The organism is Pseudomonas sp. PDM31, assembly GCF_019218965.1.
Classification (GTDB): domain Bacteria; phylum Pseudomonadota; class Gammaproteobacteria; order Pseudomonadales; family Pseudomonadaceae; genus Aquipseudomonas.
On record NZ_JAHUWS010000009.1, the window covers coordinates 202934 to 218203 of the forward strand.

A 15270-nucleotide genomic window follows, 5' to 3' on the forward strand; every position below is an offset into this window, starting at 1 on the left:
AGTCGGCACATTCCTCAAATCAAGTAGTCCGATTCCTAGGACCACGTGGTCCTTTTCTCGTGTGCGAAACTGCACGAGATCATTAAGTGCCTGTTCAGGAAAGTGGAGGGTTGAGGTTGCAGACGCGCAGAGGGGGGGTATTGCGCAGGAGCCTGATCTTTCGATTGCCGAGATCAATGCGTCTGCCTGGAGTTTGAAGGGGAAGTTTCCGGTGGGGCAGGATCCGGATGCGCTGATGGTCGGCAAGGACATTACCGAGCGCGGGAAAGACTTCTGAGGATTCGAGGACGCCATCGCGAGCAGGCTCGCTCCCACAGGTAATCTGCGGTGAACGCATGTTCTGTGCCGGACATAGAACCACTGTAGGAGCGAGCATGCTCGCGATGGAGGTATGAGCGCCGCGTTTCTCCAGGAGACCCGCGTCATCGTTAACGTCCATCGCGAGCAGGCTCGCTCCTACAGATTTCTATCAGTGTTTGTGCAACTTGCTCATCAACTGCGCCTCCACAGCTAATCTGCGGTGAACACATGTTCTGTGCCGGACATAGAACCACTGTAGGAGCGAGCATGCTCGCGATGGAGGTATGAGCGCCGCGTTTCTCCAGGAGACCCGCGTCATCGTTAACGTCCATCGCGAGCAGGCTCGCTCCTACAGATTTCTATCAGTGTTTGTGCAACTTGCTCATCAACTCCGCCTCAGCCTGGGTCAAGCCACAGGACTGAGTCAGTTCATCAACGCTGGCGCCCATGCCGACCAGCCGCGCCGCCTGGGCGAACGACAGGCTGGTTGGGTCGCGCTGTTCCAGCTGGGCCAGTTTGTCCGGCAGCGGCGCGACGATCGAGCGCAGTTCGTGCAGGTCTTCGCCCATGCGCACATTGCCGTTCTGATAATCGTCAACGCGCTTGGCCAGGTCCTTGATGCGCTGTTCGCGCAGCACATCGCCCTTGGCCTGTTGTGCGGCAATCAGTTTCTGGGCACGAATGTACGCCAGGAACATTGCCAGGGTGCCTGCCCAGAACAGGAACAGGACAATGACCGCAACCTCGAGAATCAATCAGATGTTCTCCAGTTCCGACCATTCTTCTTCGCTCATCATTTTGTCGAGTTCGACCAGGATGAGCAGTTCGTTGTTCTTGTTGCACACGCCTTGAATGAACTTGGCGGACTCTTCGTTACCGACGTTCGGCGCGGTCTCGATTTCCGACTGCCGCAGGTAAACCACCTCGGCCACGCTGTCGACCATGATCCCGACCACTTGCTTGTCGGCTTCGATGATGACGATACGGGTGTTGTCGCTGATCTCGGCATTCATCAGGCCGAAGCGCTGGCGGGTGTCGATCACGGTGACGACGTTGCCGCGCAGGTTGATGATGCCCAGCACGTAGCTGGGGGCACCGGGAACCGGGGCGATTTCGGTGTAACGCAGCACTTCCTGGACGCGCATCACGTTGATGCCGTAGGTCTCGTTGTCCAGCTTGAAGGTGACCCATTGCAGGATCGGATCTTCGGAACCCTTTGCCGCCGTTGCCTTGTCGTTCATACCCTGCCCCCTCAAAAAACCGCCCTGGCGGTGTGTGTTCCGTGCGACGCCATCGAGTGGCGTCGCTAGTCTGTTATTCGGCTTATGTGTGCTTGTGGATCGGCTTGACGCCGGCCATTTGCTTTGCCCCGCCACTGGCGATCAATTCGGCCAGCGAGGCGACATCAAGCAAAGCGCACATGTGTTCGATCACCGTGCCGGCCAGCCATGGCCGCTGACCTCGATGACTTCTCCATTTGATTTCGTTCGGGTCCAGGCGCAATGAGCGGCTGACCTGATGCACCGCCAGACCCCACTCGTAGCCCTGGACCGAAATGACATATTGCAGGCCCTGCCTGAAATCGTCGCGGTATCGATCCGGCATGACCCAACGCGCGGTATCCAGCACCTTCAGGTTGCCGGCCTGACTGGGCAGGATGCCCAGGAACCACTCCGGCTGGCCGAACAACGGCGTGAGCTCTTGGCCGGCCAGGGAATAGATCGATCCCAGGCACACCAACGGCACCGCCAGGGTCAACCCGGCAACATCGAACAGCAGGCATTCGAAAGGCTCTGCCGCCCAGGCCGGACGACCGTCGGTTTGCACAGGTGGCGGCGTGTTGCCCGGTGGCAGATGCACTTCGACCACCGGTGGTACCAGGGCCTGGGGCACCTCGACCGAAGATTCCACGAGGGCTTGCGGCACTTCGACCACCGGCGCCACTAGCGCTTGCAGCAGCGGCGCGATGGTCGAAACCGGTGCCAGAACGGGAGATGCAGTTTCGGTCACTACCGGCTTGGCCACAGGAACTGCAGAAGCAACGTGCGGTACGGCGACTGCAACTTTCTGTGCGTCACGTGCCTGTTCTTCGAGTACGGCGGCCTGGAATTCATCCAGTACGCCCTGCTCTTCGATAGCCTTGACCGCTTCGACGACTTCCTCCACCACGGGGAGCGCTTCGAACGCCTCCAGGGTTGCGTCTTGCAGCAGATTGTCCAGATAAGACTGCAACGCCAGTTGCGGGCGCGATGTCGTGTTGACCAGTCGACTCATGAGCGCTCACCTGCAGAAGCGACGGAGCGACGATTCCACTTGCTTGCGAAACACTCCCGGAAAACGCGATCATTCAGACAGCCCGCGCTATCGTTGTCGTCCATCGCGAGCAAGCTTGCTCCTACAAAAGCCGAGGTCATCTCAGGCCACCTGCGGGACAAGTTGTGCGGTCAGCAGATGCTTGAGAAGCGCACGGTATGCGAGGACGCCACGGCTCTTGCCGTCGAACTGTGAAGGCGTGAGCCCGGCCCGGCTGGCGTCGCGCAGCCGCGTGTCCACGGGGATGTAGCCCTGCCAGATTTCTTCCGGGAACTTGTCGCGCAACACCCGCAGCGTCCCGAGGGAGGCTTGCGTGCGGCGGTCGAACAAGGTTGGAATGATGGTGAACGGCAACGCCTGTTTGCGTGACCGGTTGATCATCGCCAGGGTGTTGACCATGCGCTCCAGGCCTTTGACCGCCAGGTGTTCGGTCTGCACCGGGATCACCAGTTGCTGGCTCGCCGCCAGGGCATTGACCATCAACACACCGAGCAAGGGCGGGCTGTCGATCACCGCGTAATCGAAGTCCTGCCACAGCTGCGCCAGACTCTTGGCAATCACCAGCCCCAGACCACTCTGGCCCGGCGACTGACGTTCAAGGGTGGCCAGGGCGGTACTGGACGGCAACAGGGAGATGCGCTTGTCGCTGGTCGACAGCAGCAACTGGCCGGGCAAGCCTTGGGGCACGCTGCCCTTATGCAAAAACAGATCGTAGTTACTGTGTTCCAGACTGTCCGGATCGTAACCGAAATAGCTGGTCATGGAGCCGTGGGGGTCGAGGTCGACGACGACCACGCGCTTGCCCGCTTCGGCCAGCAAACCGGCTAAGGCGATAGAGGAAGTGGTTTTACCAACACCACCCTTTTGATTGGCGACTGCCCAGACTCTCATTCGGATTGTTCCTCCCGGCCCAATGAACCAACCGAGAAATAGCTCAACGTGTTAATGCGGGTGACGGAGAATTGACGGCACTCTCTCGTACCGGCGCCTTGGCCGGGGTCGGTGCAGTTTGTGTGCCAGCACGCTTCAATGCCGCATCCGGTTGCGCATGAGCGGTGCCGGTGCCCGTCAGGCTGCGGCGCACATCAAGGTTGCGCGACACCACCAACACCACCCGGCGGTTGCGTGCGCGACCTTCGGCGGTCGCGTTATTGGCCACCGGCTGGAATTGACCGTAACCCACCGAGGCCAGGCGACCGGGGTTCACCCCCTGCATCGCGAGCATGCGCACGATGCTTGCAGAACGGGCCGACGACAGCTCCCAGTTGGTCGGGTATTGCGCGGTGCGGATCGGTTGATCGTCAGTAAAGCCTTCGACGTGAATCGGGTTGTCGAAGGGTTTCAGGATCGCCGCCACCTTGTCGATGATATTGAATGCAATGTCGCTGGGCATGGCGTCGCCGCTGCCGAACAACAGGCTGGAATTGAGCTCGATCTCGACCCACAACTCATTGCCGCGCACGGTCATCTGATTGGAACTGATCAGGTCACCGAAGGCCGCACTGATGTCGTCGGCGATGCTTTTGAGCGGATCGCTGGCACCGGCGACGCCGGCATCGACCTGCTCACTGTCCTTGACCAGGGGCTTGGCCGGGGTCACGGTCTTGGGCCGCTCTTCGCCGATCGGGATCGGCTTGAGGGCGCTGTCGTTATCGGCGAAGACCCCGATCAACGCCTCGGAGATGATCTTGTACTTGCCTTCGTTGATCGACGAGATGGAGTACATCACCACGAAAAAGGCGAACAGCAAGGTGATGAAGTCGGCATAGGAAACCAGCCAACGTTCATGGTTTACATGTTCTTCATGCTGGCGACGACGGGCCATGAGGTTATCCCTTAATCCATGAAGCCCTGGAGCTTCAACTCAATGGAGCGAGGGTTTTCACCTTCGGCGATCGACAGGATCCCTTCCAGCAACATTTCGCGATAACGTGACTGGCGCAAAGCGATGGATTTGAGCTTGGCGGCGATGGGCAGCAGCACCAGGTTGGCACTGGCTACACCGTAGATGGTAGCGACGAAGGCCACGGCAATGCCGTTACCCAATTGTGACGGATCGCCCAGGTTGCCCATGACGTGAATCAGGCCCATCACCGCGCCGATAATACCGATGGTCGGCGCGTAGCCGCCCATACTCTCGAAGACTTTGGCAGCTTCGATATCGCGGCTTTCCTGGGTGTAGAAATCAACCTCCAGAATACTGCGGATCGCTTCCGGCTCGGCACCGTCAACCAGCAGTTGCAGGCCTTTGCGCGCGTAGCTGTCGGGCTCGGCATCCGCTACACCTTCAAGGCCGAGCAAGCCTTCCTTACGGGCGGTCAGGCTCCAGTTCACCACGCGATCGATGCCACCGGCCAGATCGACACGGGGCGGGAACAGAATCCACGCCAGAATCTGCATGGCGCGCTTGAACGCGCTCATCGGCGATTGCAGCAATGCCGCACCAATGGTCCCGCCGAGCACGATCAGCGCAGCCGGGCCGTTGGCCAGTGCGCCGAGGTGGCCGCCTTCGAGATAGTTACCGCCGATGATGGCGACGAACGCCATGATGATGCCAATCAGGCTTAGAACATCCATTAGATACACGCCTCGGCCAAATGCCTGCCAATGTCGTCCAGGCTGTACACCGCGTCGGCGAGTTCAGCTTTGACGATGGCCATCGGCATGCCATAGATCACACAACTTGCTTCGTCCTGGGCCCATACAGCACTGCCAGCCTGCTTGAGCAGGCGAGCGCCTTCGCGACCGTCGGCGCCCATGCCGGTCAGCACCACCGCCAGAACTTTGTCGCCGTACGACTTGGCCGCGGAACCGAAGGTGATGTCCACGCACGGCTTGTAGTTGAGTCGGTCGTCGCCCGGGAGGATTTTCACCGCGCCCCGGCCGTCGATCATCAATTGCTTGCCGCCCGGTGCCAACAGCGCCAGGCCCGGACGCAGAATGTCGCCGTCTTCGGCTTCCTTGACGCTGATATGGCAGAGTTTGTCCAGACGCTCGGCAAACGCCTTGGTGAAGGCCGCCGGCATGTGCTGAACCAGCACGATCGGCGCCGGGAAGCTGGCCGGCAACTGGGTCAGGACGCGCTGCAGGGCAACCGGGCCGCCGGTGGAGGTACCGATGGCAACCAGTTTGTAGGCTTTACGCTTGGGTGCCGGTGATGAATGACTGGCGGCTGGCACACGGGCCGGGATCGGAGCCGGGGCCGGTCGCACGGGCGCGTTGCTGGCATAGCTGCCGATGCTCGAAGACGCAGTTGTCGGGGCAGGTGCAGCGACAGGAGCCGGGGCGCTGTAGGAGCGGACAGGACGGTTACTGCGCGAGATGCTGAGAATCTTCTCGCACAACAGTTGCTTGACCTTCTCGGGGTTGCGCGAAATGTCTTCGAAATTCTTCGGCAGGAAGTCCACCGCACCGGCGTCCAGAGCATCAAGGGTGACGCGAGCACCTTCGTGGGTCAGCGAGGAAAACATCAGGACCGGCGTCGGGCAGCGCTGCATGATATGCCGCACTGCCGTGATGCCGTCCATCATTGGCATTTCGTAGTCCATGGTGATCACGTCGGGCTTGAGCGCCAGCGCCTGGTCGATCGCATCTTTGCCGTTGGTCGCCGTGCCGACGACCTGGATGTTCGAATCCGCCGAAAGAATTTCCGAGACGCGGCGGCGGAAAAACCCCGAATCGTCCACCACCAGGACCTTGACTGCCATAAACACTCCGTTAGACAGAGCGAGGCTCAGTCGCCCCGCTCCACCAGAATCAAATACGCCGTGTGGCGTAACGCTTGAGCATGCTCGGTACGTCGAGAATCAGCGCGATGCGGCCGTCACCGGTAATGGTGGCGCCAGACATGCCCGGGGTTCCCTGGAGCATCTTGCCCAAAGGCTTGATGACCACCTCTTCCTGGCCCACCAGCTGATCGACGACAAAGCCGATCCGCTGGGTGCCCACCGAAAGGATCACCACATGGCCTTCACGCTGCTCTTCGTGAGCGGCGGATCTGACCAGCCAGCGCTTGAGGTAGAACAATGGCAGTGCCTTGTCCCGCACGATCACCACTTCCTGGCCGTCCACCACGTTGGTGGTCGACAGGTCGAGGTGAAAAATCTCGTTGACGTTCACCAGCGGGAACGCAAACGCCTGGTTGCCTAGCATGACCATCAGCGTCGGCATGATCGCCAGGGTCAACGGCACCTTGATGACGATCTTCGAACCCTGGCCCTTGGCCGAGTAGATGTTGATCGAACCGTTGAGCTGGGAGATCTTGGTTTTCACCACGTCCATGCCCACGCCACGCCCGGACACGTCGGAGATCTCGGTCTTGGTCGAAAAGCCCGGGGCGAAAATCAGGTTGTAGCACTCGGTGTCGCTCAGTCGGTCGGCGGCATCCTTGTCCATCACTCCGCGCTTGACTGCGATGGAGCGCAGGACGTTCGGGTCCATGCCCTTGCCGTCATCGGAGATCGACAACAGGATGTGATCGCCTTCCTGTTCTGCCGCCAGGATCACCTTGCCACCCCGGGATTTGCCCGAGGCTTCGCGTTCTTCCGGTGACTCGATGCCGTGGTCGACCGCGTTGCGCACCAAGTGCACCAGCGGGTCGGCCAGGGCCTCGACGAGGTTCTTGTCGAGGTCGGTTTCTTCGCCCACCAGCTCCAGGTTGATCTCTTTCTTGAGCTGGCGAGCCAGGTCGCGAACCAGCCGCGGGAAGCGCCCGAAAACCTTCTTGATCGGTTGCATCCGGGTCTTCATCACCGCGGTCTGCAGGTCGGCCGTGACCACGTCGAGGTTCGATACGGCCTTGGACATGGCCTCATCGGCACTGTTGGCACCCAGGCGAACCAGACGGTTACGCACCAGCACCAACTCGCCGACCATGTTCATGATTTCGTCGAGTCGCGCGGTATCCACGCGTACGGTGGTCTCGGCTTCGCTGGCTGGCTTTTCCACTGGCGCCGCAGCGGCGGCACGAGCTGGAGCCGGTGCAGCGGCAGGCGCTGGCACTTTTGCTTCGGGCGCCTTGGCAACCGGTTTGGCTGCCACGGCCTTAACGACGGAAGTCGCAACGGCGGCATTGCCGCCATCCACCGCCGTGGCGGTACCGACTTCGCTGAATTTGCCTTTGCCGTGCAATTCGTCGAGCAGCGCTTCGAACTCGTGATCGGAAATCAGATCGCTGCCGGCCGCCGCTGCAGTCGGCGCCGCGGGTGCAGGCACCGCAGCAATGGCCGACTCCAGGGCCTCGACAGCAAAATTACCCTTGCCATGCAACTGGTCCAGCAGTGCTTCAAATTCGTCGTCAGTAATATCGGAACTGTCGCCCGCCGCTTTCGGCGCCTCTGGCGATGCCGCAGTCGGGACCAGCGCATCAACGGCAAACTGGCCCTTGCCGTGCAGTTGATCGAGCAACGACTCGAACTCGGCATCGGTGATTTCATCGCTGCCGGCAGCGGCGCTGACCGGCGCAGGAACAGGTGCCGGCGCCTCGGCCTGAGCCTTGACGGCGTTCAGCGAGTCCAGCAGTTGTTCGAATTCATTGTCGGTGATATCGCCCGTTTCGGCTTCAGCCAAAGGCGTTTCAACAACTGCAGTGACAGCAGCCACTTCGTCAGCCGATTGCGGCTCGGCCAGGCGGGCCAGTGCCGCAAGCAATTGTGGTGTGGCAGCGGTGATCGGACTGCGCTCGCGGACTTCGCTGAACATGCCGTTGACCGCGTCCAGCGCTTCGAGAACCACATCCATCAGTTCCGAGTCGACGCGACGCTCACCCTTGCGCAGGATGTCGAACACGTTCTCGGCGATGTGGCAGCACTCCACCAGTTCGTTGAGCTGGAGGAACCCGGCGCCCCCCTTTACAGTGTGGAAACCGCGAAAAATTGCATTGAGCAAGTCAGCATCATCAGGTCGGCTTTCCAGCTCGACCAGCTGTTCGGACAGCTGCTCCAGAATCTCGCCAGCCTCCACCAGGAAATCCTGAAGGATCTCTTCATCGGCGCCGAAGCTCATGTATGGGGTGCTCCTAACAGGTCTAAAAACCTAAAAAACCTAAAATTTCAAAACCCTAGGCTGGATAGCAAATCGTCCACATCGTCCTGACCGGACACAACGTCTTCTCTTTTATCGGCATGAATCTGCGGACCTTCACCCTGAGAGAGATGTTTTTGTGGATCTTTTTCGGCAAGCATCGCTTCACGGTCATGCTCGATGCCCGCAAAGCGGTCCACCTGGCTGGCCATGAGCACGAGCTTGAGCAGGTTGCTTTCAACTTCGGTGACCAGTGCGGTCACACGTTTGATCACCTGACCGGTGAGGTCCTGATAGTCCTGAGCAAGCAGGATGTCATTCAGGTTGCTCGACACCGCACGATTGTCCGTGCAGCTGCGCGCCAGGAAGCCATCGACTCGCCGCGCCAATGCACGGAACTCCTCAGCCCCGACTTCACGGCGCATGAAGCGTCCCCAGTCGGTGCTCAAGGCCTGGGCTTCATCAGCCAGGCTGTTGACCAGTGGCGTGGCGCTTTCCACCAGATCCATGGTGCGGTTGGCTGCGGCCTCGGTCAGCTTGACCACATAACCCAGACGCTCGGTGGCGTCGGTGATCTGCGAGACCTCCTTGGCCTGCGGCATGTTCGGGTCAATCTGGAAATTGACGATGGCGCTATGCAGTTCGCGGGTGAGCTTGCCCACTTCCTGATACAGGCCGCGGTCACGGGTCTGGTTGAGCTCATGGATCAATTGCACCGCTTCGCCGAACTTGCCTTTCTCAAGGCTCGCGACCAGTTCGACGGCGTGTTTTTTCAGGGTCGATTCAAAATCGCCCAATGAAGACTCGTTATTGCCCATAGCTCCCCCGTGGCGCGCTCATCAACCGATGCGTTCGAAAATCTTCTCGATTTTTTCTTTCAACGCTTGGGCCGTGAAGGGTTTGACCACATAGCCGTTGACGCCGGCCTGGGCCGCTTCGATGATCTGCTCGCGCTTGGCTTCAGCGGTCACCATCAGCACCGGCAAGTGCTTGAGCTTTTCATCGGCGCGCACGTGACGCAACAGATCGATACCGGTCATGCCAGGCATGTTCCAGTCCGTTACCAGAAAGTCGATACTTCCGCTGTTGAGCACCGGAATGGCAGTGGTGCCATCGTCGGCCTCGACGGTGTTGGTGAACCCAAGGTCACGCAGCAGGTTCTTGATGATCCGCCGCATCGTTGAGAAGTCATCAACGATGAGGATTTTCATGTTCTTGTCCAATTCGACCTCCAAGCAGTCTTAAACGCGCCCAGCACCTGGACGCGCCATTTCAATCAATCCGGCAAAGCACTCGATGACTGTCTGGAGCACAACAGATCGCGACCGGTGCCGTTCAAATCCGCACCAGTCTCGTTCGCAGTGTCCCCACACTGCCTTCAGCGCGCTCGCCACTCCCCCAAACGCCCCCGCAAACGGGCCGCGCACTGGCTGTGTAACTGGCTGACCCGAGATTCGCTGACCCCCAGGACCTCTCCGATTTCCTTGAGGTTCAGTTCTTCGTCGTAGTACAGCGCCAACACCAGTCGCTCACGCTCCGGCAAATTGGCAATCGCGTCCGCCAGCGCTGCCTGGAAGCGTTCATCTTCCAGATCGCGTGACGGCTCCAGATGAGCACTCGCGCCATCCTCGTGCAGCCCTTCGTGTTCGCCGTCCTGCAACAGATCGTCGAAACTGAATAACCGGCTGCCCAGGGTGTCGTTCAAAATCCCGTAATAATCGTCGAGACTCAATTGGAGTTCGGCCGCAACCTCGTGATCTTTAGCGTCACGGCCGGTTTTAGCTTCAATCGAGCGAATTGCGTCGCTGACCATGCGGGTATTGCGATGGACCGAACGTGGCGCCCAGTCCCCCTTGCGCACTTCATCGAGCATCGCGCCGCGGATTCGAATGCCCGCGTACGTTTCGAAGCTCGCGCCTTTGCTGGCGTCGTATTTGGTTGAAACTTCGAGCAGGCCGATCATCCCGGCCTGGATCAGGTCTTCGACCTGGACACTGGCCGGCAGACGCGCCAGCAAGTGGTAAGCAATGCGTTTGACCAGCGGCGCGTAACGCTCGATCAGCTCGTACTGCGCGTCACGCGCCGACTTCTTGTAAAGGTTGTAACCGCTGGCTGTCATAGAACCGGACCTGCGGTTTGCTGCACCAGACGCTCGACAAAAAACTCAAGATGCCCACGGGGGTTGGCAGGCAGCGGCCAGGCATCGACCTTCTGCGCGATCGCTTTGAACGCCAGCGAACACTTGGAACGCGGGAACGCTTCGTAGACCGCTCGCTGCTTCTGCACGGCCTTGCGCACGCTTTCGTCGTAGGGCACCGCGCCGACGTATTGCAAGGCAACGTCGAGGAAGCGATCGGTGACCTTGGTCAACTTGGCGAACAGGTTGCGCCCTTCCTGCGGACTTTGGGCCATGTTGGCCAGGACGCGGAAGCGGTTCATGCCGTAGTCGCGATTGAGCAACTTGATCAAGGCGTAGGCGTCGGTGATCGAGGTCGGTTCGTCGCAGACCACCAGCAACACTTCCTGGGCTGCGCGAACGAAACTGACCACCGACTCACCAATGCCCGCAGCGGTGTCGATCACCAGTACATCGAGGTTGTCGCCGATATCACTGAAGGCCTGAATCAGGCCGGCGTGTTGCGCGGGGCTCAGATGCACCATGCTCTGAGTGCCGGATGCGGCCGGGACGATACGGATGCCGCCGGGGCCCTGCAGCAGTACATCGCGCAGTTCGCAGCGGCCTTCGATCACGTCGGCCAGGGTACGTTTGGGTGTCAGCCCCAGCAGGACGTCAACGTTCGCCAGGCCCAGGTCGGCGTCCAGCAACATGACGCGCCGGCCAAGTTCAGCCAAAGCCAGGGACAAGTTCACTGACACGTTAGTTTTCCCGACGCCACCTTTGCCGCCGGTCACCGCGATCACCTGTACAGGATGCATGCTGCCCATGTTATTTCACTACCTTGTCTTGCATAGACGGAGGCCACATTACTGGCTGCGCGTTCGCAAACGGAACAATGCATGGCAGACCATCGATGTAGGTACAAAATCTATTCATTATTACCTCAGCCAACCTGCTTGGTCGGACTGTGGTAGATATCAGCGAACATGTCAGCCATGGCTTCTTCGCTGGGCTCTTCCTGCATTTGCACACTGACGGCGCGGCTGACCAACTGGTGACGACGGGGCAGATGCAAATCATCCGGGATCCGCGGTCCATCAGTCAGGTAAGCCACCGGCAGCTCATGGCCGATCGCCAGGCTCAACACCTCGCCCAGGCTCGCCGTCTCATCCAGTTTAGTCAGAATGCAGCCAGCAAGCCCACAGCGCTTGTAACTGTGATAAGCGGCAGTTAGAACCTGTTTCTGGCTGGTGGTTGCCAGAACCAGATAATTTTTTGAACGGATGCCGCGACCGGCCAGACTTTCGAGCTGCATGCGCAACGCCGGATCGCTGGCCTGCAGGCCGGCGGTATCGATCAACACCACCCGTTTGCGCAGCAACGGCTCCAGCGCCTGCACCAGGGATTGGCCCGGATCGACGTGGGTCACCGACACATTGAGGATGCGTCCGAGGGTCTTGAGCTGCTCCTGGGCACCGATGCGGAAACTGTCCATGCTGACCAGCGCGATGTTCTGCGCGCCGTACTTGAGCACATAACGCGCCGCCAGCTTGGCCAGGGTGGTGGTCTTGCCCATGCCGGCAGGACCCACCATGGCGATCACACCGCCCTCTTCCAGAGGTTCGACTTCCGGGGTAACGATCATCCGCGCCAGATGCGCCAGCAACATGCGCCAGGCCTGACGCGGCTCCTCGATATCCGTAATCAGCCCCAGCAGGTCGCGTGACAACGGGCCGGACAGGCCGATACGTTGCAGGCGACGCCAGAGGTTGGCCTGATCCGGACGGCTGCCTTGCAGTTGATTCCAGGCCAGGGAGCCGAGCTGGACTTCCATCAGTTCGCGCAGGCTGTTGAGTTCAAAACGCATGGAGTCGAGCGCACGAGGATCGACACCTGCCGCCGCAGCCGGGGCCGGAGCGGGACGCCGCGGCTCGGCCAGGGTCGGTTCGATCAGCGGCTCGGCGGCTGTCAGGGGCAGGCCGGCGAACAACTGGCGATTGGTTGCATTGTCGCTCTCGCCTTCGCCACGCAGGCTCAGTTCGGCCTGGGCGGTGACGATCCGCGACTGGGTCTTGCGCAGCTCGTCTTCGAGTTCCATGTTCGGAACACGAGGCGCCAGCGCCGACAATTTGTAGTCGAGCGCAGCCGTCAGCTCGACACCACCGGCGATCCGGCGGTTGCCAATGATGGCGGCATCAGCGCCCAGCTCATCACGAACCAGCTTCATGGCCTGACGCATATCGGCGGCGAAAAAACGCTTAACTTGCATAAACCACTACCTCAGCCGTTGGGGCCTACTGTCGCAACGATGGTCACTTGCTTGTTGTCAGGAATTTCCTGGTAAGCCAACACATGCAAACCCGGGACTGCCAGTCGGCCGAATCGCGAGAGCATCGCGCGAACCGGACCGGCTACCAGCAGAATCACCGGCTGACCTTGCATCTCCTGACGCTGTGCCGCATCGATCAACGAGCGCTGCAGCTTTTCAGCCATGCTCGGCTCCAGCAGAACACCCTCTTCTGAGCCCTGCCCTGCCTTCTGCAGACTATTGAGCAATATTTGTTCCAACCTTGGCTCCAGGGTGATCACAGGCAGCTCGGAGTCAGTGCCTACAATGCTTTGCACGATTGCACGGGACACGCCGACGCGCACGGCGGCCACCAAAGCGGCAGTATCTTGACTCTTGGCGGCGTTGTTAGCGATGGCTTCGGCAATGCTGCGAATGTCGCGCACCGGCACCTGCTCGGCCAGCAACGCCTGCAGAACCTTGAGCAGTTGCGACAGCGAAACCACACCCGGAACCAGCTCTTCGGCGAGTTTTGGCGAGCTTTTTGCCAGCAATTGCATGAGTTGCTGCACTTCTTCGTGACCGATCAGTTCACTGGAGTGCTTGTACAGAATCTGGTTCAAGTGGGTGGCCACGACCGTGCTGGCGTCGACCACGGTGTAACCGAGGGATTGCGCTTGGGCGCGCTGACTGATTTCGATCCAGACCGCCTCCAGGCCAAAAGCCGGATCTTTGGCGGTTATGCCATTGAGCGAACCGTAGACTTGCCCCGGGTTGATGGCCAATTCGCGGTCAGGGTAAATCTCTGCTTCAGCGAGAATCACCCCCATCAAAGTCAGGCGATAGGCGCTTGGCGCCAGGTCGAGGTTGTCACGGATGTGCACGGTCGGCATCAAAAAGCCCAGATCCTGGGACAGCTTCTTGCGCACCCCCTTGATCCGCGCCAGCAACTGGCCGCCCTGGTTGCGGTCCACCAGCGGAATCAGGCGGTAACCGACTTCCAGGCCAATCATGTCGATCGGCGTGACGTCGTCCCAGCCAAGCTCCTTGGTTTCCATGGCGCGGGCCGGTGATGGCAGCAGCTCCTGCTGGCGCTTGACCTCCTGCAGTGCCTGAACCTTCACCGCATTCTGCTTTTTCCAGAACAGGTAAGCGCCACCGGCTGCGAGGGCGGCCATGGTCAGGAAGGAGAAATGCGGCATGCCGGGCACCAGGCCCATGACGGCCATCAGGCCGGCCGCCACTGCCAGCGCCTTGGGCGAGGCGAACATCTGCCGATTGATCTGTTTGCCCATGTCTTCCGAGCCGGAAGCACGGGTCACCATGATCGCCGCCGCTGTCGATAACAACAGTGATGGCAATTGCGCCACCAAACCGTCACCGATGGTCAGCAGCGCGTACACCCGGCCGGCATCACCGAAGCTCATGCCGTGCTGGAAAATCCCGACCGCCATGCCACCAATCAGGTTGATGAACAGAATCAACAGGCCGGCGATGGCGTCACCGCGAACGAACTTGCTGGCACCGTCCATCGAACCGTAGAACTCGGCCTCCTGGGCGACTTCCGAGCGACGGGCCTTGGCCTGGGCCTGATCGATCAATCCGGCGTTGAGGTCGGCGTCGATCGCCATCTGCTTGCCGGGCATCGCATCGAGGGTAAAACGCGCGCTTACCTCGGAAATCCGCCCGGCACCCTTGGTCACCACGACGAAGTTGATGATCATCAGGATCGCGAAGACCACGATACCCACCACGTAGTTGCCGCCGATGACTACCTCACCGAAAGCCTGGATCACCTTGCCCGCGGCGGCGTGGCCGTCCTGCCCGTGGAGCATCACCACTCGCGTGGAGGCCACGTTCAACGCCAGCCGCAGCAACGTCGCCACCAGCAGAATGGTCGGGAACACGGCGAAATCCAGCGGACGCAAGGCGTACACGCAGACCAGCAGCACGACAATGGACAGGGCAATGTTGAACGTGAAGAACACGTCCAGCAGGAACGGCGGCACCGGCAACATCATCATCGCCAGCATGACCAGCAGCAACAACGGCACGCCCAGATTGCCACGACTCAAATCGGCAACGTTCGTGCGGGCTGTGTTGATTAACTGAGAGCGATCCACCGGTATTCCCCGTTCCTTTAAAGCAAACTTTTGACGCCTGAAGCGGGCGCAGGGCGGCTACTGCAAGAAGCCTTCCAACTTTGGCGGGAGGTTGAAATGGAGGTTTT

The 15270-nt window shown here is 60.2% G+C and carries 14 protein-coding genes and 1 pseudogene; 1 reads left to right on the forward strand and 14 read right to left on the reverse strand.

Annotated features, from left to right (window positions below; all coding sequences use genetic code 11):
• Window positions 1-157 precede the first annotated feature (157 nt).
• Window positions 158-277: pseudogene (locus KW839_RS28165) on the forward strand (flagellar biosynthesis protein FlhB); the annotation flags it as partial.
• Between the two features lie 385 nt (window positions 278-662).
• Here the strand turns inward: KW839_RS28165 and KW839_RS18985 are convergent.
• The 14 genes from KW839_RS18985 to flhA form a co-directional block, all read right to left on the reverse strand.
• The gene (locus KW839_RS18985; protein ID WP_060541432.1) at window positions 663-1055 is read right to left on the reverse strand and encodes a DUF2802 domain-containing protein; all 393 of its coding nucleotides are present in this window, start codon (window positions 1053-1055) and stop codon (window positions 663-665) included.
• The gene (locus KW839_RS18990) at window positions 1056-1541 is read right to left on the reverse strand and encodes a chemotaxis protein CheW (RefSeq protein ID WP_060541431.1); all 486 of its coding nucleotides are present in this window, start codon (window positions 1539-1541) and stop codon (window positions 1056-1058) included.
• Between the two features lie 82 nt (window positions 1542-1623).
• Window positions 1624-2574 carry a CheW domain-containing protein gene (locus KW839_RS18995; RefSeq protein ID WP_218425174.1) on the reverse strand — a complete coding sequence of 317 codons (951 nt, stop codon included), beginning with the start codon at window positions 2572-2574 and terminating at the stop codon, window positions 1624-1626.
• 141 nt (window positions 2575-2715) lie between these two features.
• Window positions 2716-3504 carry a ParA family protein gene (locus KW839_RS19000; RefSeq protein WP_060541429.1) on the reverse strand — a complete coding sequence of 263 codons (789 nt, stop codon included), beginning with the start codon at window positions 3502-3504 and terminating at the stop codon, window positions 2716-2718.
• A 43-nt stretch (window positions 3505-3547) separates the two neighbouring features.
• Entirely contained in the window at window positions 3548-4438 is an 891-nt protein-coding gene (motD, locus tag KW839_RS19005; protein WP_060541428.1) for a flagellar motor protein MotD, read from the reverse strand.
• Window positions 4439-4449: 11 nt separating this feature from the next.
• The gene (locus tag KW839_RS19010) at window positions 4450-5190 is read right to left on the reverse strand and encodes a flagellar motor protein (RefSeq protein ID WP_060541427.1); all 741 of its coding nucleotides are present in this window, start codon (window positions 5188-5190) and stop codon (window positions 4450-4452) included.
• Window positions 5190-6320 carry a chemotaxis response regulator protein-glutamate methylesterase gene (locus KW839_RS19015; RefSeq protein ID WP_218425175.1) on the reverse strand — a complete coding sequence of 377 codons (1131 nt, stop codon included), beginning with the start codon at window positions 6318-6320 and terminating at the stop codon, window positions 5190-5192. Before KW839_RS19015 ends, KW839_RS19010 begins: the two co-directional genes overlap by 1 nt.
• 49 nt (window positions 6321-6369) lie before the next feature.
• Complete coding sequence (locus KW839_RS19020; protein WP_218425176.1) at window positions 6370-8616, reverse strand: chemotaxis protein CheA; 2247 nt, start codon at window positions 8614-8616, stop codon at window positions 6370-6372.
• A 47-nt stretch (window positions 8617-8663) separates the two neighbouring features.
• Window positions 8664-9452 carry a protein phosphatase CheZ gene (locus KW839_RS19025; RefSeq protein ID WP_218425177.1) on the reverse strand — a complete coding sequence of 263 codons (789 nt, stop codon included), beginning with the start codon at window positions 9450-9452 and terminating at the stop codon, window positions 8664-8666.
• A 21-nt stretch (window positions 9453-9473) separates the two neighbouring features.
• Window positions 9474-9845 carry a chemotaxis response regulator CheY gene (locus KW839_RS19030; protein WP_003183998.1) on the reverse strand — a complete coding sequence of 124 codons (372 nt, stop codon included), beginning with the start codon at window positions 9843-9845 and terminating at the stop codon, window positions 9474-9476.
• 167 nt (window positions 9846-10012) lie between these two features.
• Window positions 10013-10753, reverse strand: coding sequence for an RNA polymerase sigma factor FliA (fliA, locus tag KW839_RS19035; RefSeq protein WP_007894214.1), 741 nt, complete (start codon window positions 10751-10753; stop codon window positions 10013-10015).
• Window positions 10750-11580 (reverse strand): flagellar synthesis regulator FleN, encoded by an 831-nt coding sequence (fleN, locus tag KW839_RS19040; RefSeq protein ID WP_060541423.1) that lies wholly within the window; start codon window positions 11578-11580, stop codon window positions 10750-10752. The genes fliA and fleN overlap by 4 nt, the downstream gene beginning before the upstream one ends.
• A gap of 116 nt (window positions 11581-11696) precedes the next feature.
• A complete protein-coding gene (gene flhF, locus KW839_RS19045) occupies window positions 11697-13022 on the reverse strand; it encodes a flagellar biosynthesis protein FlhF (RefSeq protein WP_060541422.1) in 1326 nt (441 codons plus the stop codon).
• An 11-nt stretch (window positions 13023-13033) separates the two neighbouring features.
• Window positions 13034-15163, reverse strand: a complete 2130-nt coding sequence (gene flhA / locus KW839_RS19050; RefSeq protein ID WP_060541421.1) for a flagellar biosynthesis protein FlhA — start codon at window positions 15161-15163, stop codon at window positions 13034-13036.
• Between the last annotated feature and the right edge of the window lie 107 nt (window positions 15164-15270).

What these genes read in the sequence shown, in the direction of transcription:
- KW839_RS18990 (WP_060541431.1), bottom strand. Translation starts at nt 1,541, where the DNA reads ATGAACGACAAGGCAACGGCGGCAAAGGGTTCCGAAGATCCGATCCTG.
- KW839_RS18995 (WP_218425174.1), bottom strand. Translation starts at nt 2,574, where the DNA reads ATGAGTCGACTGGTCAACACGACATCGCGCCCGCAACTGGCGTTGCAG.
- KW839_RS19000 (WP_060541429.1), bottom strand. Translation starts at nt 3,504, where the DNA reads ATGAGAGTCTGGGCAGTCGCCAATCAAAAGGGTGGTGTTGGTAAAACC.
- motD (WP_060541428.1), bottom strand. Translation starts at nt 4,438, where the DNA reads ATGGCCCGTCGTCGCCAGCATGAAGAACATGTAAACCATGAACGTTGG.
- KW839_RS19010 (WP_060541427.1), bottom strand. Translation starts at nt 5,190, where the DNA reads ATGGATGTTCTAAGCCTGATTGGCATCATCATGGCGTTCGTCGCCATC.
- KW839_RS19015 (WP_218425175.1), bottom strand. Translation starts at nt 6,320, where the DNA reads ATGGCAGTCAAGGTCCTGGTGGTGGACGATTCGGGGTTTTTCCGCCGC.
- KW839_RS19020 (WP_218425176.1), bottom strand. Translation starts at nt 8,616, where the DNA reads ATGAGCTTCGGCGCCGATGAAGAGATCCTTCAGGATTTCCTGGTGGAG.
- KW839_RS19025 (WP_218425177.1), bottom strand. Translation starts at nt 9,452, where the DNA reads ATGGGCAATAACGAGTCTTCATTGGGCGATTTTGAATCGACCCTGAAA.
- KW839_RS19030 (WP_003183998.1), bottom strand. Translation starts at nt 9,845, where the DNA reads ATGAAAATCCTCATCGTTGATGACTTCTCAACGATGCGGCGGATCATC.
- fliA (WP_007894214.1), bottom strand. Translation starts at nt 10,753, where the DNA reads ATGACAGCCAGCGGTTACAACCTTTACAAGAAGTCGGCGCGTGACGCG.
- fleN (WP_060541423.1), bottom strand. Translation starts at nt 11,580, where the DNA reads ATGGGCAGCATGCATCCTGTACAGGTGATCGCGGTGACCGGCGGCAAA.
- flhF (WP_060541422.1), bottom strand. Translation starts at nt 13,022, where the DNA reads ATGCAAGTTAAGCGTTTTTTCGCCGCCGATATGCGTCAGGCCATGAAG.